Here is a 21473-nt window from a genome sequence, read left to right as displayed (position 1 = left end):
CCGACCCGATGGACCCGCTCCGGCGGAGGCCAGGGCAGACTAGGTCCGTGCCTGTCGACCCGGCCCTGCTGGCCGAACTGGAAGCGCTGGTGCCCGGGGGCGTCAAGGCCCGGGCCACCGACCGGCTCGCGTACGCCCACGACGCCTCGCACTACCTGCTCACGCCGGAGGCCGTCGTCGTGCCGCGGGACGCCGGTCAGCTGGCCGCGCTGCTGCGGGCCAGCGCCGTCACCGGCCGGGCGCTCACCTTCCGGTCCGGCGGGACCAGCCTGTCCGGCCAGGCCTCCACGGACGCGATCATGGTCGACACCCGGCGCAATTTCCGCCGGATCGACGTGCTCGACGACGGGCTCCGGGTCCGGGTGCAGCCGGGCGCGACGGTGCGCCAGGTGAACACCCGGCTGGCCCGGTACGGCCGCAAGCTCGGCCCCGATCCGGCCAGCGAGGCGGCCTGCACGATCGGCGGCGTGGTGGCCAACAACTCCTCCGGCATGTCCTGCGGGATCACCGCGAACACGTACCGGACGCTGGAGTCGGCGGTGCTGATCCTGCCCAGCGGCACCGTCCTCGACACCGCCGCCCCGGACGCCGACGAACGGCTGCGGCTGACCGAGCCCGAGCTCTATCTCGGCCTGGACAAGCTGCGCGACCGGGTCCGGGACAACCCGACCTCGGTCAAGATCATCAACGAGCAGTACTCGATCAAGAACACGATGGGGTACGGACTCAACTCGTTCCTCGACCATGATCGCCCGGTGGACCTGCTGCTGCACCTGGTGATCGGCAGCGAGGGCACGCTGGCGTTCGTGGCCGAGGCCACCTTCCGTACCGTGCCGGCCCATCCGGCCGTCGGCACCGGGTTGTTGATCTTCGACCGGCTGGCCGACGCGACCCGCGCCCTGCCGGTGCTGGTCGACACCGAACCGGTCAGCATCGAACTGCTGGACGCCACCTCGCTGCGGGTGGCGCAGCGGGATCCGCAGGCCACCACGGACCTGCTCGGGCTGGCCGTTCATGATCACGCCGCGCTGTTGATCGAGTACGCCGAACCGGACGCCGAAACGCTCCGGGGCCGGACCGAACTCGGGCTGGCCACGATCGCCGAACTCCCGATCACCGGGCTGGCCGAGCTGAGTTCCGACCCGGGCCGGCGCGGCGATCTGTGGCACATCCGCAAGGGTCTCTACGCGACGATCGCGGGCAACCGTGCACCCGGCACGACCGCGCTGCTGGAGGACATCGCGGTCCCGGTGCCCTCGCTGCTGGCCACCTGCGAGGAACTGACCGGCCTGTTCCAGCGGTACGGCTACCACGACAGCGTGATCTTCGGCCACGCCCGCGACGGCAACCTGCACTTCATGCTCAGCGAGCAACTCGGCAGCCGTGATCAACTGCGCCGGTACGCCGACTTCACCGAGGATCTGGTCGACCTGGTGCTGGCCCAGCACGGCACCCTGAAGGCCGAGCACGGCACCGGCCGGATCATGGCGCCCTACGTGCGGCGTCAGTTCGGCGACGAGCTCTACCAGGTCATGATCGAGATCAAGCGACTCTGCGACCCGAAGACGATCTTGAACCCGGGGATCCTGATCAACGACGACCCGCACGCCCACCTGGAGCATCTGAAGACCGCGCCGGAGGTGGAGCCCGAGGTCGACCGGTGCGTCGAGTGCGGCTATTGCGAACCGGTCTGCCCCAGCCGCGACCTCACCCTGACGCCGCGGCAGCGGATCGTGCTGCGCCGGGAACTGGCCCGCGCCGAGGCCGAGGGTGATCATGAACTGGCGGCTGAGCTGCGCGCCGAGTACGACTACGACGGCCTGGACACCTGCGCCGCCGACGGCATGTGCGCCACCGCGTGCCCGGTCCTGATCGACACCGGCCAGTTGGTCAAGCGGCTCCGCGCCGAGCAGGCGCCGGCGGCCGGGCGAGCCGGCTGGGGTGTCGCGGCCCGGGGCTGGGACGCCGGCTCCCGCGCCGGCAGCCTCGCCCTGTCGGTCGCCCGGCGCGCCCCGGCCGCCGCGGTGACCCGGGTCAATCAGCTCGGCCGGGCGCTGCTCGGCACCGACACCGTGCCGCTCTGGCAGCCCGACCTGCCCGGCGGCGGCCGGGTCCGGCGGCCGCACCCGACCCGCGAGCCGGAGGCGATCTATCTGCCCGCCTGCATCCAGACGATGTTCGGGCCGGAGCAGGACTTCGCCGGTGAGAAGGGCATCGGCGTGTCCGAGGCGCTGCTCAACCTGTGCGGCCGGGCCGAGGTGGAGATCGTCGTCCCGGACGGCATCGGCGGCGTCTGCTGCGGTACGCCGTGGAAGTCGAAGGGCTTCCTGTCCGGCTGGCAGGCGATGCGGGACCGGGTCCGGCCGATCATCAGCGCCGCCTCCGGCACCGCCCGGCTGCCGGTGATCAGCGACGCCGCCTCCTGCACCGAGGGGTTCCGGACCCTGCTCGACGGGACCGACACGATGATCATGGACGCGGTCGACTTCGTCGCCGAACGCGTACTGCCGAAGCTCACGATCAACCGCCGGCTCGGCTCGCTCGCCCTGCACCCGACCTGCTCCTCCACCCAGCACGGCGGCAATCCGGCCATGATCTCCATCGGCCGCGCGATCGCCGACGAGGTCGTGGTGCCGGACGCCTGGGCCTGCTGCGGCTTCGCCGGTGACCGCGGCCTGCTGCACCCGGAACTGACCGCCTCCGCGACCCAGGCCGAAGCGGCCGAGATCGGCGGCCGCCACTTCGACGCGTACGCCTCCGTCAACCGGACCTGCGAGCTCGGGCTGACCCGGGCCACCGGGCGTCCGTACCGGCATCTGCTGGAGCTGCTCGACGAGGCCACCCGACCCTGAATTCGCTGGCGGCCGACCGTCGAACCTGCTGGGATGCGGGCGTGGACCTGGAACGCGACTACGGACTGGCGATCTCCTCGCTGGAGCCGCACCCCGGCGGCTTCGCCAGCGACTGCTGGGTTGCCGACGGGCGCTGGTTCGTCAAGGTCTGGCCGGAGGGTGAGCAGCCGACCGGTCTGCGGCAGCTGGGCGAACTGGGCGCACTCGGGTTGCCGGTCGTGGAACCGTTGCGCTCCGTCCGCGGCGAGCTCTCCGTCCCGACCGGCACCCGCAGCTACGCCGTCTTTCCTTACCTGGAAGGGCGTACGGCCACCTGGAACGACTGGCGGGTGGCCGCCCGGGCACTGCGCCAGGTGCACGAGGCACCGGTCCGGGTCGAACTACCGCCGGTGGACACGACCGAGCCGGAGATCCGAGCCCTGGGGCGGCAGCTTGATCATCCGTGGATCGCCGACCGCGCCGCCAAGCTGACTGCCGCGATCGACCGGCTGGACGACGTACGGGCACGGCTGGCCGGCAAGGCGGTGCCGCAGGTCGTCTGCCACACGGACTTCCACGGGCTGAACCTGCTGATCGACGACGCGGGTGAGGTGGCGGCGATCCTGGACTGGGACTACGCCGTGATCGGGCCGCGCGAGTTCGACCTGTGGGTCGCCGCCGACGGCGGTGATCGCCTGGCGGAGTTCCTCGACGCCTACGCCGCCGACGACCTCGACCTTGATCATCTGGAGTTCGCCCTGCTCGCCCGCGGCCTGCGCGACCTGTCGGCGCGAGTGTCGAACGAGATGGACCGTCCCGGAGTCGAGACCTGGGGCTTCGACCGGATCCGGAACGTGGACCGCAACCTCGAGGTGTTCCGGCCCTACTGCCGGACGTAGCGAACGAGTTGGACCTGGTTGGGCTGCGGACGATCGGCCTTGTCCGCGGTGAGGAACACCAACCGCTGAATCCCACGCTCGCCTTCACCGTCGACCGTGGGATGCGACTCGTCTACCTGGATCGGCAGACCTACCGGGACAAGGACTCACCCAGGTTCCTTGATCAACTTCATCAAGAAGACGCCGGAGTTGTCGGAGTTCATCGACAGCTTTGAGGATCAGCACGGCACTCGACTCGAGTGGGTGTACGTGGCGAAGATGCTGTACGGCGTCATCGATCTCTGCCAACGCGGAGTCGTCGTTCCGGGGAGCACCGTAGTCGCGGTGATCACCGGCCCGGATGAGGGAGTCTGGCGAGGCTACAGCGCGAGCTCGTACTGCTGAAGGCCGCGTCGCGACAGGTTGCCGTCGACAAAGGTCAGGACCCACCGACCGTTGTTGATCTTGAAGTTCTTACCGAACCCGCTCCACCGGCCTTCCCTACGACGCCCGGCTAGGTCGGCCACGAGTTGGGTCGTGGGTGAGGTTCGTTCAACCCCAAGACGCCGCTGCCGTGCCAACAGCTGAGGGGCGTCCTGACCCCTTGACGAATGGCGGACCCCGATAGTCAGGGTCGGAGTGAGTTTCGGCCGGTCAATCAGGGGTGTTGCGGAATTCGATCCGTAAGCGCCATCGCCGAAGATCTTGCGGCCCGGCCCGTACCCAAGGCCCACGACCGGAGTGAACTTCAGCCGGTCAGTCGCGGCGGAAATCCACAGCGGTCGGGTCGTGAGGTGGACGCCATTCAGGCCGACCGGGCGAGTGGCACGATTTTGCACTTTGCTGCACTGGGGACCGATTTCTCGGCCGTTGAGCCGCAGCAAAGTGGGCGGATTCGCCGGTCAGGGCGTCCGCTCGACGACGTCACCGCACCAACAAGATCCTCCGCGGTGTCGCACGGCTGTGCCGAATCCGCAACACGCTCCAGTCGCGGCGGAAATCCACTTCGGTCGGGTCGTGGGGTGGAGGCCGTCAGCGGACCTGCCCGGCCGTCGGATACGGAGACGTTCCCGCGGGAACGCCGCTCAGGTCCAGGGCGTGGTCAGGCCACGAGCGCGGGCTTCCTCGCGGCAGCCAGGACGCGTTCCAGGTGCGCGACGGTGAGCGGGGTGTCGAGCAGGCCGGGCAGCTCCCGGGCGGCGTGGTCGCGGGCCTTCTCGTCGTTCGCTCCGAGGGCGACGTTCACCCGGCTCTCGACCCAGGTCAGCCAGCCGGTCACGGTGCCGCTGAACATCCCGAGTTCGAGGTACGGCTCAGCACCCGCGGCCTCCCGATAGCCGGCGACGATCGCGCTGACCGTCGCCTCGTTCAGCGCACCGCCGGGCTCGGTCCCCCAGTGTTCGAGGACCGAGCCGAGCTCCCAGCTGGGCGGGATCGAGCAGGCGTGATCCCAGCCGGTGAGCAGCAGTTCGCCACCGTTGCGGCGCAGGAACGTGCCGGGCCCGGGGCTGCCGTGACTGAGGATCGGTTCCTCGGCCGGATCGCGGTCGTCGACGACGGTCGCGGCCAGCGTGAGCAGACCGGGCAGCGCCCGTTCGAACGCCTCGGTCCACGGCGCGTCCGCGGCCCGGGAGCGCTCCAGTTGGCGGCGCAGCAGGTCCTCGTCGGCTCGGCAACTGATCCACTGGTTCACCGGGCCGGGCGCCGGCAGCCGGAGCCGGTGCAGGGTGCCGACGATGCGGCCGATCTGGACCGCGGTCCCGGCGGTGATCGGGATCGCCACCTCGGTGCCCGCGCCCAGGTCCCGGTGCACCCGCCAGCGGCGGCCCTCGACCTCGGCGAGCGGCCGGCCGGTCCGGTCCCGGACCGGTTCGGCGGTCGGCACCCCGGCCGCGACGGCCGCCTCGACGAGCCGGAACTCGACCTCGAGGTTGTCGGTCGGGGTGTAGTCCAGGAACTCGGTCAGGCGCCAGTTCCCCCGGTCCGTGGTGAGCGCCCAGACCTGGCCGGCCCAGCTGAAGGTCAGGGCCTCCATCGGACCGGTCGGCCGGCCCAGGTCGAACCGGTCGGCCAACTCGGCCGCCAGCTTCGGAGCGGCCGTCTTCACGTCGGCGCGACGGCGGTCCACCTCCGCCTTGAGGGTGGGCCAGTCGCGGTAGCCGTACTGCTTCGCGAGCAGGGTCTGGGCACCGCTCAGGGTGAGGTTCGGTTGGTTCTCGCGCAGCCCGGCGAACAATTCCTTGGCCTGTTGCCGAAGGTGGTCCATGCTCGGGCGGTCGGGCAGGGTCTTCACGTCATTCCTCGTCTCTCACCCGGACTCGCACGGGCGATCCACGAGTCGACGCACAACCACGCGACCATGATCAAGAAACGGGTGGCTTCCAGCCTTCCGGCGAGTCTCGGCGCGTCCCGAAGCGCTGAAACCGTTGTATCACAACGATCCGGGCCGCACCAGGGGTCAGCCGCCCGAGTCTCGGCCGTCCCGGAGCATCGCCCGCACCAGTGCCGCGGCCAGCCGCGGCAGATCCTCCGGCGGGACCAGAGCGGCGAGCCGGTCGGCCGATCGGGGCAGCCCGCACCGCTCCGCGCCGTCGGCCGTGCGCTCGTCGACATAGGGCGCGAGGTCCGGCCACACGCCCTGCGCCTCACGGGCGAAGATCGACGCCCCGGCCGGGCCGATGCCGGGGAACTGCTGCAGCCGGTCCAGCAGGTCCGCGGTCCCGTCCGCCTCATCCCGGAGCCGCCGCAGATCGCCCCGGTAGCGGTCCAGCAGCAGCGTCGCTCCGTCGCCGAGCATCGTCGAGGTCCGCTCGTCGTAGCGCCGGTAGTGGCCCCGGCCGAGCGCGTCGACCCGTTGCTGCCAGGTGGCCTTCGCCATCCGTTCCGGGGTACGGAAGCCGGCCGCCGACAACTCCCGGGCCGCGGCGACGGCGATCGCCGCGTCAATCCGGGCCGACAACAACAGCGCCAGGACCAGCAGCCGATACAGCGGCGACGGCTTGTCCCGCAGCGTGATGCCCGCTTCCTCCGCGTAGGTCCGGCCGTGCTCGGCGAGCAACTGCCGCACCGTCTCGTCGTCCGATTCCGTCATCCTCGAGTGCCCCTTCCGCTCGCGGGTCCGGTACCCAGCCACACCGGCGTTCGAACCGGCACAGGGCGACCTGTCATGATGGTGCCGCACGAATGTGAGCGTTCACGAAAGGTCAGCGTCGAGCCATGGTCATCCCCGTTCCCTCGTACGTCACCGACTACCAGCCCGGCTCCGGACCGCGCCGGGCCCCGCGCTCGTGGCTGCACTCCGACGCCCCGCGGCTCAGCCTGAACGGCGACTGGAAGTTCCGGCTCTCGCCGACCGCGCGCGTCGACGAAGCGGCCGCGGCGCCGGACTTCGACGACCGGGACTGGGACACCCTGCCGGTGCCGTCGCACTGGGTGCTGCACGGCGACGGGAAGTACGGGCAGCCGGCGTACACCAACGTCCAGTACCCGTTCCCGATCGACCCGCCGCACGTCCCGGACGAAAACCCGACCGGTGATCATCGACGCACCTTCACGCTGCCGGACTGGGACGTCGAAACGATCGTGCTCCGCTTCGACGGCGTCGAGTCGATCTTCAAGGTCTGGCTGAACGGGACCGAGGTCGGCGTCGGCAAGGGCAGCCGGCTGGCCACCGAGTTCGACGTCACCGGTCTGGTCCGGCCGGGTGAGAACGTGATCATGGTCCGGGTGCACCAGTGGTCCTCGATGTCGTACCTGGAAGATCAGGATCAGTGGTGGCTGCCCGGCATCTTCCGGGACGTGACGCTGCTCGGGCGGCCCCGTGGTGGCCTCGAGGATGTCTGGCTGCGGACCGCTTATGATCATGAAACCGGATCCGGCACCGTGACCCCGGAGCTGGTCGCCCACCCCACCGCGTTCCCTGTCACGATTGAGATTCCCGAGCTCGGCATCGGCCACATCTACCGCTCCATCGAGGATCTGGAGCCGATCCGGCTGCCGCAGGTCGAGCCGTGGAGTGCCGAGCGTCCCCGCCGCTACTCGGCGACCGTGCGCTCGACCGGTGAGCAGGTGGAGGTGCAGCTCGGCTTCCGCACGGTACGGATCGAGGGCGAACGCCTGCTGGTGAACGGCCACCAGGTGATCTTCCACGGCGTGAACCGGCACGAGACCCATCCGGAGCGCGGCCGGGTGTTCGACGAAGATCATGCCCGGGCCGACCTGATCACCATGAAGCGGCACAACGTGAACGCGATCCGGACCAGCCACTACCCGCCGCATCCGCGGGTGCTGGAGCTGGCCGACGAGCTCGGTTTCTGGGTGATCGACGAGTGCGACCTGGAGACGCACGGCTTCGGGACCCTAGGCTGGCAAGGGAATCCGAGCGATGACCCGGCCTGGCGGGAGGCCTACCTGGACCGGGTGGTGCGGACCGTCGAACGGGACAAGAACCGGCCGTCGGTGATCATCTGGTCGCTCGGCAACGAGTCCGGTTCCGGCGCCAACCTGGCCGCGATGGCGCAGTGGATCCGGTCCCGCGACCCGGAACGCCCGGTGCACTACGAGGGCGACTACACGGGCAGCTACACCGATGTCTACTCGCGGATGTACCCGAGCCTGGTCGAGATGGCGTCGATCCTGTCCGACAGCGGAGAGATCATGGGCTGCGGTCCGGCCGAGGCGCAGCGGGTCCGCCGGCTGCCGTACCTGCTCTGCGAGTACGTCCACGCGATGGGCAACGGGCCCGGCGCGATCGCCGACTACGAAGCGTTCCTGGACGTTTCGCCGCGCTACCACGGCGGGTTCGTCTGGGAGTGGCGTGATCATGGTCTGCTGACCAAGGCCTCGGACGGCACGCCCTACTACGGCTACGGCGGCGACTTTGGCGAGGTCGTGCACGACGGCAACTTCGTGATGGACGGCCTGGTGCTGCCCAATGATCAACCGAGCCCCGGCCTGGCCGAGGTCGCCGCCGTCAGCCAGCCGCTGCTCTTCCGGCGCGACGGCTCGACCTTGATCATCAAGAGCCGCTATCACTCGGCCGACCTGGCCGGGCTGCGGCTGCGCGGACTGCTCGAGATCGACGGCGAGCCGGCCGTCGACACGGAGTTGGCCGTGCCCGACCTGGCGCCGGGCGGCGAGGTGGCCGTCGAGCTGCCGGAGAAGTTGATCACCGCGGACGTGAGCGGTGAGGCCTGGTTGACCGTGCTCGCCGAACTGGCCGAGCCGACCCCGTGGGCCGAGGCCGGGCATGTCGTCGCGCGCGGGCAGTGGCCGGTGTCCGCACGGGTCGCCCCGAAGCCGATCCCGGTGCGGGCGGCCGAGAGCGTACCGGCGACGGACACGGTCGAGCTGGGTCCGGCGGTTTTCGACGCGACGTCCGGAACCTTGACCTCGTTGCACGGGGTGCCCGTCGCCGGTCCGCGGCTTGAGCTCTTCCGCGGGCCGACCGACAACGACCGGAGCAGCAGCCGCGGCTCGTACGAACTCGGCGCCCCGGAGGAGACCCGCGGCGAGGGCGTCAAGGGCCCGTCGTCGGCCGAACGGTGGCGCCGGCGCGGCCTCGACCGGCTGGTCCACCGGGTCCTGGCGGTGACCGCGAGCGACACCGGGCTGACCACCCGGGTCCGGGTCAGCGCCGCCAACAGCGGCCTGTTCGTCGACGTCGACCAGCTCTGGACAGTGACCGACGGCGAGCTGTCGCTGCGGGTCGAACTCACCCCGTCGCAGGGCTGGGACTGCACCTGGCCCCGGGTCGGCGTCCGATTCGATCTGCCGGCCGACTGCGAGTACGCGGACTGGTTCGGCACCGGGCCGCTGGAGTCCTACCCGGACAGCGCGGTCGCGGCGCGGGTCGGCCGGTTCGGCGGCTCGGTGGACGAGCTCAACGTGGTCTACTCGCGACCGCAGGAGACCGGGCACCGCGCCGAGCTGCGCGACCTGGCGATCGGCACCGGCGAGGCGGTCCGGCTGCGCGTCGCGACCCTGCCGGACCAGGCCGGGCACCGGCCCGGGTTCACGCTGACCCGGCACACGCCGCAGGACCTGGATCGCGCCGAACACCCGTACCAACTGCCGAGCAACGACGCGATCTACCTGTACGTCGACCATGCGGTGCACGGCCTCGGCTCGCGCTCCTGCGGCATCGACGTCCTGCCCCGGCACGCGCTCTGGCCCGGCGCCCACACCTTCACGCTCACCTTCCCGACCCCCTGACCAGGGCTTCCGGAGCCGGTCGGTTTTTCACGTAACGTGAAAAACTGTCGCTATACCAGAGAAGCTTCCCTGGTAAAGCGACAGGAAACCTGGTGAAGTCAGGCGACCTTCTGCTTGGTGACCTCGAGGTAGCGGAGCAGGGCGCGGCGGGACGACCGGAGGGCGTGGATCCGGTCGTCCAGGCCCTGCAGCCGTTCCTGCAGCAGGTCGATCAGCTCCGGGCACGGCTCCAGGTCGGGGCCGGTGCCGGTCGCGCACGGGAGCAGGAAGGCGATCTCCTCGGTGGACAGGCCGGCGGCCAGCAACTGCCGGACCTGACGGACGGTCGTGACGGCGTCCTCGTCGTACTCGCGATAACCGTTGCCGCCGCGCACCGGTTCGAGCAGCCCCTGGGCCTCGTAGTACCGCAACTGGTGCGTCCGCACCCCGGTCCGCCGGCTCAGTTCACCGATCCGCATCGTCCCTCCTTGACCTTCATACCGTTCTGAAGGTTGAGGATACGGTCATGATCAACACCACGACATCTGTGTCCGTCCTCGGCCTCGGTCTGATGGGCCACGCCCTGGCCGAGACTCTGCTCGCCGCCGGCCATCCCACCACCGTCTGGAACCGCACGGCGAGCAAGGCCGACCGGCTCGTCGAGGCCGGTGCAACACTCGCCGGCTCGGCCACGGCCGCCGCCCATGCGAGCCCGCTGGTGATCATCTGCGTCACCGATCCAGCTGCCGTACGGGAGATCCTTGATCAACAGGACGGTACGCTCGACGGCACGGTGGTGATCAACCTGACCTCGGGGCCGTCCTCGGCCGCGACCGAGTTCGTCGGCTGGGCCGAGCGGCACGGGGTGGAATTCCTGGACGGCGCGATCCTGGCGTCGCCGGAGATGATCGGCACCGCCGACACGACGATCATCTACAGCGGGCCGCGGGCGGCCTTCGACCGACACGCGGAGACGCTGGGTCGGCTCGGCACCGCGATCCACGTCGGCGATGATCACCGGCAGGCCGCCCTGCTCGAGATGGCCGGCCTTGGCCTGATGTGGGGAGCCCTGAACGGCTACCTGCACGGCGCCGCGCTGATCGGCGCGGCCGGGGTCGACGCGGCGACCTTCGCGCCGCTGGCCGCGGCCACCCTGCGCGCGGTGGCCGACTGGCTGCCCGGGTACGCGAAGCAGATCGACGACGGCGAGTATCCGGCCTTGGACGGGACCCTGGACATCCACCTGGCCGCGATGAACCACCTGCTCACCGAGAGCGAGACCCTCGGGCTCAACCTGGACCTGCCCCGCTACGTGAAGTCGGTCGCCGACCGTGGCGCGGCGGACGGCAAGGGCCAGCAGGGGTACGCCGTACTGGTCGAGCAGTTCGCAAACCCGGCCTAGCGCCGGCGCGGCGGGGCGGCCAGCCGTTCGACGCCGGCCAGCAGCAGGGACAGCCCGAACTCGTCGTAGGCCTCCGGGTCGTCGCAGCGGCTGAGCGGCCCGGCGGCCTCGACGATCCGCGGGAATCGGTCCGGCGGCAGCGCGGCGAGCCTGGCCTGCACCCGCCGCTGCTCCTCGGCCGAGGCGACGCCGGCGCGGGTCCGGCCGGGCTCGGAGCGGACCATGCCGAGGATCGCCGTCAGCGCATGGCCGGACACGTTCGCCGCCTGCTCCGGGGTCAGCCCGGCCTGCCGGAGCACCTCGAGGGCGCACTCCTGCACCGCCAGTTGATGATCACCGAACCCACTCGACCCGGCCAGCAGCTCGGCCGCCGCCGGATGATCACGGACGACCGCCAGGACGGCCCGGAGCAGCCGCTCGAACCTGGTCCGCCAGCCGCCGCGGCCAAGATCACGATCGACGTCGGCGAAGATCCGGTCGGCGACGGCGTCGAGCAGGTCCTCCTTGGTCTTGAAGTGCCAGTAGAGCGCCATCGGGGTGACGTCCAGCTCGCGGGCCAGTCGCCGCATCCCGACCGCGCGAGCACCCTCGGCGTCGGCCAGCCGCAACGCGTGATCGACGATCAGGGCTGGGGTCAGCCGCGACTGCGGTGGGGTGGTCGGCACGCCGACAGCCTACGACTCGCCGAAGTTCCAGCGGACCGCGTCGGAGGGGAAGTGGTTCAGGGTCCAGGTGTGGGCCAGGCGCGGTGTCAGTCGATAGATCATCCGGTCCAGCTCGACCCCTTCGCTCGCCACCGCACCCTCGGCGGCGTACTTCGCCAGCCAGGCACCGAAGAAGTCGCCGACCGACTCGGCCGACAGCTCCACGACCGAGCCCTCCATGATCAACACCTGCTCGGCACTCTCCAGATGCACCGTGGCAAAGGGATTCTCGGCGAGATTCCGTGCCGTACGGGTCGATCGCAGCACCGTGAACACCAGTGCGCCGTCGACCCAGAGTCCCCACAGCGGCCGCGGGCACGGCCGGCCGTCGGCAGCCGCCGTCACCACCCAGTAGTTCTTGGCCGCGGCGAGCCGCGCCGCAACGTCGTCCCAGGCAGGGACGGCGGGAGCCGTGCTGCTCACGCCGTCCCGCCCCTGGTACCCGGCATCGATTCCGGCCCGGTCGGCCGTCGGTGTCTTCGCGATCATGCTCTACACCGTACATGTACAACGTAAAGGACCCAACCAGCCCGAGCGCGTCGAGTGTGGACTTAACGACCTGGATCGCGAGATTTCAGGTCCCTAACCTCACAGTCGATTCGATGAAGTGTGGTCGGGTACGCGGTGGTACGGGGAATGGTCGGGTACTCGGTGATCGTCGAGTTGGGCAGGAGTCCGGGGGCGGTGATCGGGTTGCGCGTAATCGTCACCGCCTCACCCACCCATGGGTCCCCGGTCCAGTCAGGCCGTTCCGGCGTGCGCCACCAGTCGTGCCGGGGTGTCGTCGTCGAAGCCGGCGAAGAAGCCGCACACCTCCTGGACCAGGCCCTCCATCGAGGGCGCGGCGAACAGGGTGTCCTGGTAGTGGGTGATGTCGTAGTCGATCGTGCCCATCGCGTGGAAGTCCAACGGCCGGATGGTCATGGAGCGGAACTCCTCGATCTCGCCGTAGCTGGACAGGATCCCGGCACCGTAGGCACGCAGCTCGTCGCCCTCGTACACGACGCCGAACTCGATCGTGAACCAGAAGACGTCGGCGACGAACTGCACGCCAGCGTCGGTCTCGGACCGCCGGGCCGCCTCACCGGCCAGTCGGTTGATCTCCGCGAACTGCGGGTCGGCCAGCAGATTGGCGTGGCCGATCACCTCGTGGATCAGATCCGGCTCCGGGGTGTACAGCGGCGCGGAAGCGTGCCGGATGTATTGCGTGGAATGGAATTCGCGATCGGCCAGCGCACCGTAGAACTCCTTCACCGGGACGATGCCGGCGGCCGGAACGTAGCGGAACCCGGTCAGCGGCTGCAGCGCCACGGTGACCTCGGACAACTGCGGGATCCGGTCCTTCGGCAGGTTCAGCCGATGGGCGGCGTCGCGGAACGCGCGACACGCGTACTTCTCGTGCTTGATCGCCAGTTCCCGCTGGACCGTACGCCAGACCTCCTGCTCCGACTCCAGGTAGTCGATGACCGGCGGATTCGTGCCGGCCGTCCACGTCAAGGCCTGGGCCGCGATCGCGTTGCGACGCTCCCGGTATGCGGGATCGTTGCGGCCAGGATGGTCAGCGGAAAGGTGGACCGTGACCGTACCGTCCTCCCCGGTGGTGACCGGGGAGTACAACTGTGCTTCCTCGAACATGTTGCCCTCCTTCGCCACCCACGTTGCCACCGGCGAAGGCGTCTCGCAATCCGAAACGTCCCCCGTCAGGCCGCGATTTTGGCCAGCACACGGTTTCCGGCGCGAAGTCCGGCCCGGGCCGGGTTCGTCGGCGGCTGCACGGTCCGCCACCAGGCCGCGGACAGCACCGGCAGGGTGGTCGACGGCTCCGCCAGGATCGCGGTACGGATCCGGTCACTCACCTGGTCCGGCAGTCGGCGACTGCGGCCCCACTCCGTGAGAAGTTGATCAAGCTCAGCCATGGGTACGCTCCAGTTCTGATTCCAAGATCATTCTGAGGGTACGTCGAGCCTCCGACAACCGGTAGCGGACGGTCCCGGCGGGGAGCTCCAGTGCCTCGGCGACGTCGACCGCGCGCAGACCGCCGACGGCGATCATGCTCAGCACCACTCGCTGGGTCTCCGGCAGCGTCGAGATCGCCCGGTCCACCGCGGCCAGGCGTTCCCGGTCGATCGCAACCTCGGCGACGTCGGTCGCGGCCTCGTCCCCGGCGGCTCTCGGCCGCAGGTCGTCGGCCACCTGGCGGACCGCCGTGCGCGCCGCGGCGGCGGTCCGGTAGGCATCGATGCTGAGGTTGCGGGCGACCCGGAAGATCCAGCCCCGTTGGGAATCCGGGCCGAGCGGCGCGACCGCGTCGATCCGCCGCCAGAGCCGCAGGAACGTCTCCTGGGTCAGCTCCTCGGCCACCGTCCGGTCGCCGTGCCGGCCCAGAAACAGCGCCCAGACGCCCTGCCGATGATCATCGTAGAGCCGCTCGAACGCCTGCCGGGTCTCGGCCGGAACGATCACCCCGGTGCGTCCCCGGTGATCACGATGGTGCCACCGCCGTCCCGGTTCAGCAGCCGGACCGCGGCCTGCCCGGCCGGTGGCACGGTGATCGTCCCGATCAGCACGATGTCGGCCACGGCCTTCTTGATCAACTCGTTGGTCACGTCGTCGGCGAAGGTGAGCTTGCCCGTCACGATCAGACTCAACGGTTCGTCGACCAGGGACAGGAAGTCGGCGTCGTAGGTCTCGTCGCCGCCGACGACGCGTGGATTCGCACCGCGATACCAGAAGCCCTGCCCAGCCAGCTCAAGCTTCGAGCCGAACCGGTCCCGACTCTCCCGCGGCGCGATCAGTTGGCCGGAGACGATGACCTGTTGATAACCGACCGTCTCGACCGGCTCGTCGATCAGCACTTCGCCCGAGGCGAGCAGGACGTCCTTCGGGTTCCCGTCCTCGTTGGCGATCATCGCCGCCGACAGCGTCGCATCGCCGGCCACCGACCGCACCTGCGTCCCCTCCTCGTACTCGTAGGTCCGGGCGCCGCCGATCAGGTGGGTCAGGCGCCCGCCGAGCGACTCGGAGCCCCTCGGGATCAGGATCATCCCGACCACGGAGATCTGCCGATAGGTCACCTGGCGGACCGGCTCGGTGACGATCAGCCCGCCGACCACCACCAACGCGGTGTTCGGCCCTTCCTCCGGGGCGAACGCGTCGCCGCCCAGCGTCGCCATGCCGGCCTGGATCCGTACCGCGACGTCGTCCGGCACGGTGATGGTGGCGCCGACATTGGCCGGGATCTCGGCGGCCGCGACGGCCAGCGACTCGCGGACCACGATGCACCCCGCGTTGATCTGGCTGATGTGCGCGAGCTCCTCGGCGGTGCGATAGGCGGTCAGGTCCGCGACCGGCCCGGAGATCTCCCGCCCCGGCGTCTCGGTCTGTTGTGCGGTCATCGGTTGCCTCCTGGTTGCGATGTCACCAAGGAAGACGGACCGGCATCGCAAACGTTGGGTCGGCGCCGGTGCCCCGTGGCAGACCAAGGTTGCCAGGTGATGTCGCGATTTCTCTTGGCATCGACCGAGACCGGCCGGTACAACGTTGCACTGTCTGATGCGAAGGGGAATCGCGACATGCCCCGACCTCCGCATCCGCGACTCGGCCCAGCTGTTCAGTTCGGGGTGTCCGGCTCAGGAAACGTGTCCGGCGCCGGAGCCGGAACCCTCGGGTCGGCGGCGGAGTTCGGGGAGCCAGCCGACTAAAGCGAGCAGGAGTAGGGCGATCACCCAGATGGTGCGCGAGGCCGGACCGACCGCCGACTCAACTTCCGGGACCGGGTCGGCGACGAGCGGGCGGACGCCCTTGGCCCAGGCGACGAAGGTGTCGCCGATCGGCAGCAGGCCGGCCGCGTACCGTTTGCCGCCGGGCAGGTCCAGCGGCAGCCCGATCAGCTCGCCGGCCGTGCCGATCTCGGCCGCCAGGGCCCGATCGCCGTTGTTCTGCGCCGCACCCAGGGCGACCACGGTCGCGGACAGGCTGACGCCGCCGATCAGCGGTCCGGAGTCGACGTCGCCCGCCCCCGAGGTTCCACGCGGGAACTCACGGACCGCCGGGATGCCGAGCGGGGTGATCAAGAACGTGTCCCGGAACCGTCGATACGCCTCGGCCGCGAAGCCGGGATCGACGTCGGGCAGGAAGACCAGCGCCACCGTCAGCGAGGTCGCCCGGGCACCCTCCAGCGGTCGGCCGGTCTCGGGGTCGGCCCGGTGCGGCAGCAGTCCGGTGGCGGGGTCGAGGTGGTCCCGGGAAGCGGCGAGCCAGCGGTCGACGACGGCGGTCACGGACACCTCGCCGGTGAGTTCGCGGTAGAGCGCGAGCGAGGCGACACCGACCACCGAGTCGCACGGCCAGGCCTGCCCCGGATAGGAGGTCAGGTACGGCGACGGCGCCGCGACGAAAGCGGCAGCGATGGCCCGCGCCTGCTCGGTGAACTCGGCCAGCAACTCCGGGTCGCGCGGCTCCTGCTGCTGCAACAGGGCGCCGCGCAGCCAGTTGGTCCAGCCCGCGTAGAAGATCCCGTACGGCAGCGGCTGATCGGCCCCGAACCGCTCCCGTACCGCGGGCGCCGTGGCCAGGTCCAACGCCCGCCGCGCCTCCGCGAGGCCGGCCGGATCGCCGCCGCGGGCGACCTCGTCGACGCGGGCGAGCCCGTACAGGATGAAGGTGAAGAACTCGCCCTCCGGGAACAGGGCCTGCGCCTCGCGCGCCGAGCCGTCGGTGAGCCGGGTCTTGAGGTGATCGAGCTGGCTCGCGACACCCGGAGCCCGGGCGTCAGGGGTATCCAGCACGGACGGAAGGATCAACCGGAGCAGCCCGGCGATGGCCAGCAGCGACAGCAGCGTCGCGAACCCGCGCCGCAGCACGGGCGGCCGGCGGTCAGCCGGCGACGTCGTAGGAGCGACGCAGATAGGCGTCGACGTCGGCCTCGGAGACCCGGAAACTGCGGCCGAAGCGGGCCGCCTCGAGCTGCCCGTTGTGGATCAACCGGTAGACCGACATCTTCGACACCCGCATGATGGCGGCCACCTCGGCGACGGTCATGAACTTGACCCCCGACAGATCGGACGGCGCCGACCTGCCTTTCCCCGGATGCGCGGCTTCAGCCATCGTTCCTCAACCCCAATCTGGTAGGGCTCCGCTGAGACACGGGCCCGCGCCGGCTTCCCCTCCGGCGCACGACTAGTTCTTCCTGTGAGAGTAGTGGCAACTGAGGCAGTTGGGAAAGTAGTCAGCGCAAATTCAGCGGCGACACGCCGACGATATCGTTGACGAGTCGCCCTTCGAAGCTCAGAATTCGGGGTCCAGTCCGAGGTCCGGGAAAACGGCCCGGCGAGTCGCCAGGATCGCCCGGTCCAGCGCGCTGGCCGGATCGTAGCCGTGCTCGAACCGGGAGAACGACACCTCGGCGCCGTCACTCATCGACTTCGGCCCCACCTGGTCGGCCTCGTCCAGCCAGGCCTGCGGCAGCGGAGTGTCCGGCGGCACCGGCTCACCGGACACGATCGCCAGCAGATGGGTCCAGGCCCGCGGCACCACCGAGGCACTCGCATAGCCGCCGCCGCCGGTGGAGATCCAGCGCCCGTCGCACAGTTCCGCGGCCAGCTCGGCCAGCGCCAGGTAGGACGCCCGCTGCCCGTCGACGCTCAGGTCGAGGTCGGCCAGCGGATCGCTGCGGTGGGTGTCGCAGCCGTGCTGGGTGAGCAGCACCTGCGGCTCGAACGCGCGCAGCACGTCCGGCGCCACGGCGTGGAACGCGCGCAGCCAGTCCCGGTCGTCGGTGCCCGGCGGCAACGCCACGTTGACCGCCGAGCCGGGAGCGTCCGGGCCACCGGTCTCGGTCGGGAAGCCGGTGCCAGGAAACAGGCAGGTCGGGCTCTGGTGCAGGCTGATCGTGGTCACCCGCGGGTCGTCGTAGAAGATCGTCTGGACGCCGTCGCCGTGGTGGACGTCGACGTCGACGTACCCGACCCGTTCGCAGCCCTGGTCGAGCAGCCAGTGGATCGCGGCGGCGACGTCGTTGTAGACGCAGAAGCCGCTGGCGCTGGCCGGCATCGCATGGTGCAGGCCGCCACTGATGTTGCAGGCTCGGCGGGCGGCCCCGGTCCAGACCGCCTCGGCCGCCGTGACGCTCGCGGTCAGCACCAGGCCGGCGATGTCGTGCATCTGCGGGAAGATCGGGTTGTCCGTGGTACCGAGCCCGTACTGGGCGTCCGGGCGGCCGGACTTCACCGCCTCGACGTAGTCAGGGGTGTGGACGGTCGTGATCAGCGACTCGTCCAGGGGAGGCGGCGGGACCACCTCCAGCCGATCGAGGACTCCGAGCTGACGGGCCAGTGAGATGGCTCCGCGGACCCGGCCGGGCCCCATCGGATGGTGCGGCCCGAAATCGTACCGGGTCAGCTCTTCGCCGTAGATCAGCCGTGCACTCACCCAGTACCCCCATGATCATTCCCGCTCTGATGATCTTGTACGGCAGCGGCCCGGGCTGCGGCAGCAAGATCACGACTGCGATCCCGGGCGGCCTCCATCGCGCCCATGAACGCGGCCCGCACCCGGTGTTGTTCCAGCTCGCGGATCGCCGCGGCCGTGGTCCCGCCCGGCGAGGTGACCCGTTCCCGGAGCACCGTCGGGTGCTCGCCGGTCTCCCGAAGCAGCTTCGCCGAGCCGAGCATCGTCTGCACCACCAGCTCGGTCGCGGTGTCCCGCGGCAACCCGAGGTGGACGCCGGCCTCGATCATCGCCTCGACCACGAAGAACAGGTAGGCCGGGCCGGTGCCGGAGATCGCGGTGACGGCGTCCTGATACTTCTCCGGTACGACGAGCACCCGGCCCGTCGCCGCCAGGATCGCGCTGACCCGCTGCACATGATCATCACCGGCGTGCCGGCCGGCGGAGATCGTCGCCATCCCCTCGTCCACCTGGGCCGGCGTGTTCGGCATCACCCGGACCACCGGCACCCCGGCCGGCAGCAGGTCCTCGATCAAGATCGTTTCGACGCCGGCGGCGAGCGAGACGATCAAGGTGTCCGGGCGGACCGACGGGCCGATCTCGGTCAGCAGGTCCCGCATGTCCTGCGGCTTCACCACCATCAGCACGGTGTCCGCCTCGGCGACCGCGTCGAGGTTGGTCAGCATCCGTACCCCGTACCGATCCTTCAGCTCGGCCTCCCGGGCCGGCCGCCGGTCGGTGGCCACGATCCGGCCCACATCCCAGCCGGCGCGGAGCAGCCCGGAGAGTACGGTCTCCCCCATCACCCCCGCGCCGAGAATGGCGAGCCGATCATGATCAGCCATGGACCAGTTGTTTCTGGACGAGTTCGGCGATCTGGACCGCGTTCAGCGCGGCGCCCTTGCGCAGGTTGTCGTTGCTGACGAAGAAGATCAGGCCCTTGCCGGCCGGGGCGGACTGGTCGGCGCGGATCCGGCCGACGTAGCTCGGGTCCTGCCCGGCCGCATCCAGCGGAGTCGGTACGTCGAGCAGCGAGACGCCGGGCGCCTCCGCGAGCAGCGCCGTGGCCTGCTCCGGCGACAGGTCTTGCGAGAACTCGGCGTGGATGGCCAACGAGTGACCGGTGAACACCGGCACGCGGACGCAGGTGCCGGCCACGAGCAGGTCCGGCAGGTGCAGGATCTTCCGCGACTCGTTGCGCAGCTTCTGTTCCTCGTCGGTCTCGCCCGAGCCGTCGTCGACCAGCGAGCCGGCCAGCGGCAGCACGTTGAACGCGATCGGCTTGGCGTACACCTCGGGCGCGGGCAGTTCGACCGCGCGGCCGTCGAAGGCGAGCGCCGCGGCCCGGTCGGCCACCGCCCGGACCTGCCGGTCGAGCTCGGCCACCCCGGCGCCGCCGGAACCCGACGTCGCCTGGTAGGTGGTGACCTGCAGCCGGACCAATCCGGCCGCGCGGTTCAGCGGCGCCAGTACCGGCATCGCGGCCATCGTGGTGCAGTTCGGGTTGGCGATGATGCCCAACGGAGGCTTCCGCGCGTCCTCCGGGTTGACCTCGGCGACGACCAGCGGCACCTCGGGATCCATCCGCCAGGCCGACGAATTGTCGATCACGATCGCGCCGGCCGCGGCGACCTTCGGCGCGACGGCCTTGGAGGCGTGCTTGCCGGCGGAGAACAGCGCCAGGTCGAGCCCGGCGAAGTCGGCGGTCTCGGTGTCCTCGACCACCACCTCACCGTCACCCCAGGGCAGCTTGGTCCCGGCCGAACGGGCCGAGGCGAAGAACCGGATCTCCGAGACGTCGAACCGGCGCTCGGCGAGCAGCGTGCGCATCACGCCGCCCACCTGTCCGGTCGCTCCGAATACACCAACACGCATGCCGACAGCCTACGGGCGGGCGCCCCGGTCGAGAAAAGTCTGTCCGCATCGAGGAAGGGCCGGTCGGGCAAGATGGACCCCGTGACCGTGCCCACCTCCGAGCCCGCCCTGGCCGGACTGGTTCCGACGCGCCGGTACGGCCTCGAGATCATCCTGCTGCTGGCGCTGTCGCTGGGCCGCTCGGCGATCTATTCGATCTTGGCCATCGCGGACCGGCTGACCCGGCCGGAGGCGCTGAACCAGCAGACCTCGACGCTGAACCCGTCGATCGTGCCGGACCGGCCCTGGCTGGACCTGACCTACCAGCTGGCCGCGGTCGGATTCGGCGTGGTGCCGGCCCTGCTGGCGCTGTACCTGCTGAACCGCGACCCGGGTGACGGCCCGCGCACGATCGGTTTCGATCATCGGCGGCCGGGCTTCGACGCCTGGTTCGGCACCGTGATCGCCGCCGGGATCGGCATCCCCGGCCTCGGCCTGTATCTCGCCGCCCGGGCGCTCGGGATCAACACCCAGGTGCAGGCGTCCGCGTTGACCGACCAGTGGTGGACGATCCCGATCTTGATCCTGTCCGCGGCCGAGAACTCGATCGTGGAGGAGGTGATCATGATCGGCTACCTGTTCACCCGGTTCCGCCAGCTCAACTGGCCGGTGGTCGCGATCTTGTTCACCAGTGCCGTCATGCGCGGCTCGTACCATCTCTATCAGGGGTTCGGCGGCTTCATCGGCAACCTGATCATGGGCTTGGTGTTCGGGTTGATCTATCTGAAATGGAAGCGGGTCGCCCCGCTCGTCGTCGCCCATCTGCTGCTCGACATCGTGGCGTTCGTCGGTTATTCCCTGGTGGCGCCGCACGTCGACTGGTTGTGATCATGGTCGGCGATCGATTGATCAACAAGCAGCTGGGGATCCGTGGTGTAGGCTGGTGGTAACCGCGGTGACGATTCCTCGTGCTCCGACAGCCGATGACTCCCCGTCGCCGCTCACCGCTGGCAGCCGCCTGCAGGACCGCCGCTTGGACGCGGACCCGACGCGACCCAGTCCGACGCCTCTGGCGAGACGCGGCGAAGCTCGTAAGGCCCTCCGACCCCCTCCGGGGAAACAGCGGCCGAGCTACCCGTCCGCCGGCCAGGGGTTCCGGCTTCTC

20 protein-coding genes are annotated in these 21473 nt (G+C 70.1%); 6 read left to right on the top strand and 14 right to left on the bottom strand.

The features are described 5' to 3' along the window. The first annotated feature begins 8 nt into the window (after positions 1–8). From BKA15_RS22285 to BKA15_RS34955, 3 genes are all read left to right on the top strand, one after another. Positions 9–2852 carry an FAD-binding and (Fe-S)-binding domain-containing protein gene (locus BKA15_RS22285; RefSeq protein WP_179754466.1) on the top strand — a complete coding sequence of 948 codons (2844 nt, stop codon included), beginning with the start codon at positions 9–11 and terminating at the stop codon, positions 2850–2852. 41 nt (positions 2853–2893) lie between these two features. After that, a complete protein-coding gene (locus tag BKA15_RS22280; protein WP_179754464.1) occupies positions 2894–3730 on the top strand; it encodes a phosphotransferase enzyme family protein in 837 nt (278 codons plus the stop codon). Positions 3731–3889: 159 nt separating this feature from the next. Further along, a complete protein-coding gene (locus BKA15_RS34955) occupies positions 3890–4114 on the top strand; it encodes a hypothetical protein (RefSeq protein ID WP_218871530.1) in 225 nt (74 codons plus the stop codon). 697 nt (positions 4115–4811) lie between these two features. On the opposite strand, the gene BKA15_RS22270 is transcribed toward BKA15_RS34955, so the two are convergent. Both BKA15_RS22270 and BKA15_RS22265 read right to left on the bottom strand, forming a co-directional pair. Further along, on the bottom strand, positions 4812–6002 hold the full coding sequence (locus BKA15_RS22270) for a phosphotransferase (RefSeq protein WP_179754462.1): 1191 nt from the start codon (positions 6000–6002) through the stop codon (positions 4812–4814). Positions 6003–6167: 165 nt separating this feature from the next. Further along, the gene (locus BKA15_RS22265; protein WP_179754460.1) at positions 6168–6800 is read right to left on the bottom strand and encodes an HhH-GDP family DNA glycosylase; all 633 of its coding nucleotides are present in this window, start codon (positions 6798–6800) and stop codon (positions 6168–6170) included. A gap of 125 nt (positions 6801–6925) precedes the next feature. Between BKA15_RS22265 and BKA15_RS22260 the strand changes: the two genes are divergently transcribed. Next, entirely contained in the window at positions 6926–9922 is a 2997-nt protein-coding gene (locus tag BKA15_RS22260; protein ID WP_179754458.1) for a glycoside hydrolase family 2 TIM barrel-domain containing protein, read from the top strand. A gap of 98 nt (positions 9923–10020) precedes the next feature. Here the strand turns inward: BKA15_RS22260 and BKA15_RS22255 are convergent, their stop codons facing one another. Then, positions 10021–10380, bottom strand: coding sequence for a MerR family transcriptional regulator (locus BKA15_RS22255; protein WP_179754456.1), 360 nt, complete (start codon positions 10378–10380; stop codon positions 10021–10023). A gap of 47 nt (positions 10381–10427) precedes the next feature. On the opposite strand from BKA15_RS22255, the gene BKA15_RS22250 reads away from it, so the two are divergent. Then, complete coding sequence (locus BKA15_RS22250; protein ID WP_179754454.1) at positions 10428–11303, top strand: NAD(P)-dependent oxidoreductase; 876 nt, start codon at positions 10428–10430, stop codon at positions 11301–11303. Here the strand turns inward: BKA15_RS22250 and BKA15_RS36515 are convergent. The 11 genes from BKA15_RS36515 to BKA15_RS22195 form a co-directional block, all read right to left on the bottom strand. Continuing rightward, positions 11300–11968: a TetR/AcrR family transcriptional regulator gene (locus BKA15_RS36515; RefSeq protein WP_179754452.1), complete on the bottom strand. Its 669-nt coding sequence runs from the start codon at positions 11966–11968 to the stop codon at positions 11300–11302. The two genes, BKA15_RS22250 and BKA15_RS36515, sit on opposite strands and share 4 nt — an antisense overlap. A 9-nt stretch (positions 11969–11977) precedes the next feature. Beyond that, complete coding sequence (locus BKA15_RS22240; protein ID WP_179754450.1) at positions 11978–12496, bottom strand: pyridoxamine 5'-phosphate oxidase family protein; 519 nt, start codon at positions 12494–12496, stop codon at positions 11978–11980. A gap of 252 nt (positions 12497–12748) precedes the next feature. Then, positions 12749–13642 carry a phenylalanine 4-monooxygenase gene (locus BKA15_RS22235; protein ID WP_179754448.1) on the bottom strand — a complete coding sequence of 298 codons (894 nt, stop codon included), beginning with the start codon at positions 13640–13642 and terminating at the stop codon, positions 12749–12751. A gap of 65 nt (positions 13643–13707) precedes the next feature. Further along, positions 13708–13923: a hypothetical protein gene (locus tag BKA15_RS22230; RefSeq protein WP_179754446.1), complete on the bottom strand. Its 216-nt coding sequence runs from the start codon at positions 13921–13923 to the stop codon at positions 13708–13710. Continuing rightward, the gene (locus BKA15_RS22225) at positions 13916–14470 is read right to left on the bottom strand and encodes an RNA polymerase sigma factor (RefSeq protein ID WP_179754444.1); all 555 of its coding nucleotides are present in this window, start codon (positions 14468–14470) and stop codon (positions 13916–13918) included. Before BKA15_RS22225 ends, BKA15_RS22230 begins: the two co-directional genes overlap by 8 nt. Next, positions 14467–15402: a hypothetical protein gene (locus BKA15_RS22220; RefSeq protein WP_179754442.1), complete on the bottom strand. Its 936-nt coding sequence runs from the start codon at positions 15400–15402 to the stop codon at positions 14467–14469. Before BKA15_RS22220 ends, BKA15_RS22225 begins: the two co-directional genes overlap by 4 nt. A gap of 234 nt (positions 15403–15636) precedes the next feature. Further along, positions 15637–16869, bottom strand: a complete 1233-nt coding sequence (locus BKA15_RS22215) for a hypothetical protein (RefSeq protein ID WP_179754440.1) — start codon at positions 16867–16869, stop codon at positions 15637–15639. 13 nt (positions 16870–16882) lie between these two features. After that, complete coding sequence (locus BKA15_RS22210; RefSeq protein ID WP_281385301.1) at positions 16883–17047, bottom strand: helix-turn-helix domain-containing protein; 165 nt, start codon at positions 17045–17047, stop codon at positions 16883–16885. Between the two features lie 246 nt (positions 17048–17293). Further along, complete coding sequence (locus BKA15_RS22205) at positions 17294–18436, bottom strand: acetoin utilization protein AcuC (protein ID WP_312879196.1); 1143 nt, start codon at positions 18434–18436, stop codon at positions 17294–17296. After that, positions 18433–19299, bottom strand: coding sequence for a pyrroline-5-carboxylate reductase (gene proC / locus BKA15_RS22200; protein WP_179754436.1), 867 nt, complete (start codon positions 19297–19299; stop codon positions 18433–18435). Before proC ends, BKA15_RS22205 begins: the two co-directional genes overlap by 4 nt. After that, complete coding sequence (locus BKA15_RS22195) at positions 19292–20329, bottom strand: aspartate-semialdehyde dehydrogenase (RefSeq protein WP_179754434.1); 1038 nt, start codon at positions 20327–20329, stop codon at positions 19292–19294. The genes proC and BKA15_RS22195 overlap by 8 nt, the downstream gene beginning before the upstream one ends. Positions 20330–20416: 87 nt before the next feature. Here BKA15_RS22195 and BKA15_RS22190 point away from each other — a divergent pair, with 87 nt between their 5' ends. Continuing rightward, positions 20417–21196 (top strand): CPBP family intramembrane glutamic endopeptidase, encoded by a 780-nt coding sequence (locus BKA15_RS22190; protein WP_312879701.1) that lies wholly within the window; start codon positions 20417–20419, stop codon positions 21194–21196. Positions 21197–21473: the final 277 nt, after the last annotated feature.

This window comes from Microlunatus parietis (assembly GCF_013407955.1).
Lineage (GTDB): Bacteria > Actinomycetota > Actinomycetes > Propionibacteriales > Propionibacteriaceae > Microlunatus > Microlunatus parietis.
This window is presented reverse-complemented; position numbering and strand designations above follow the sequence as displayed.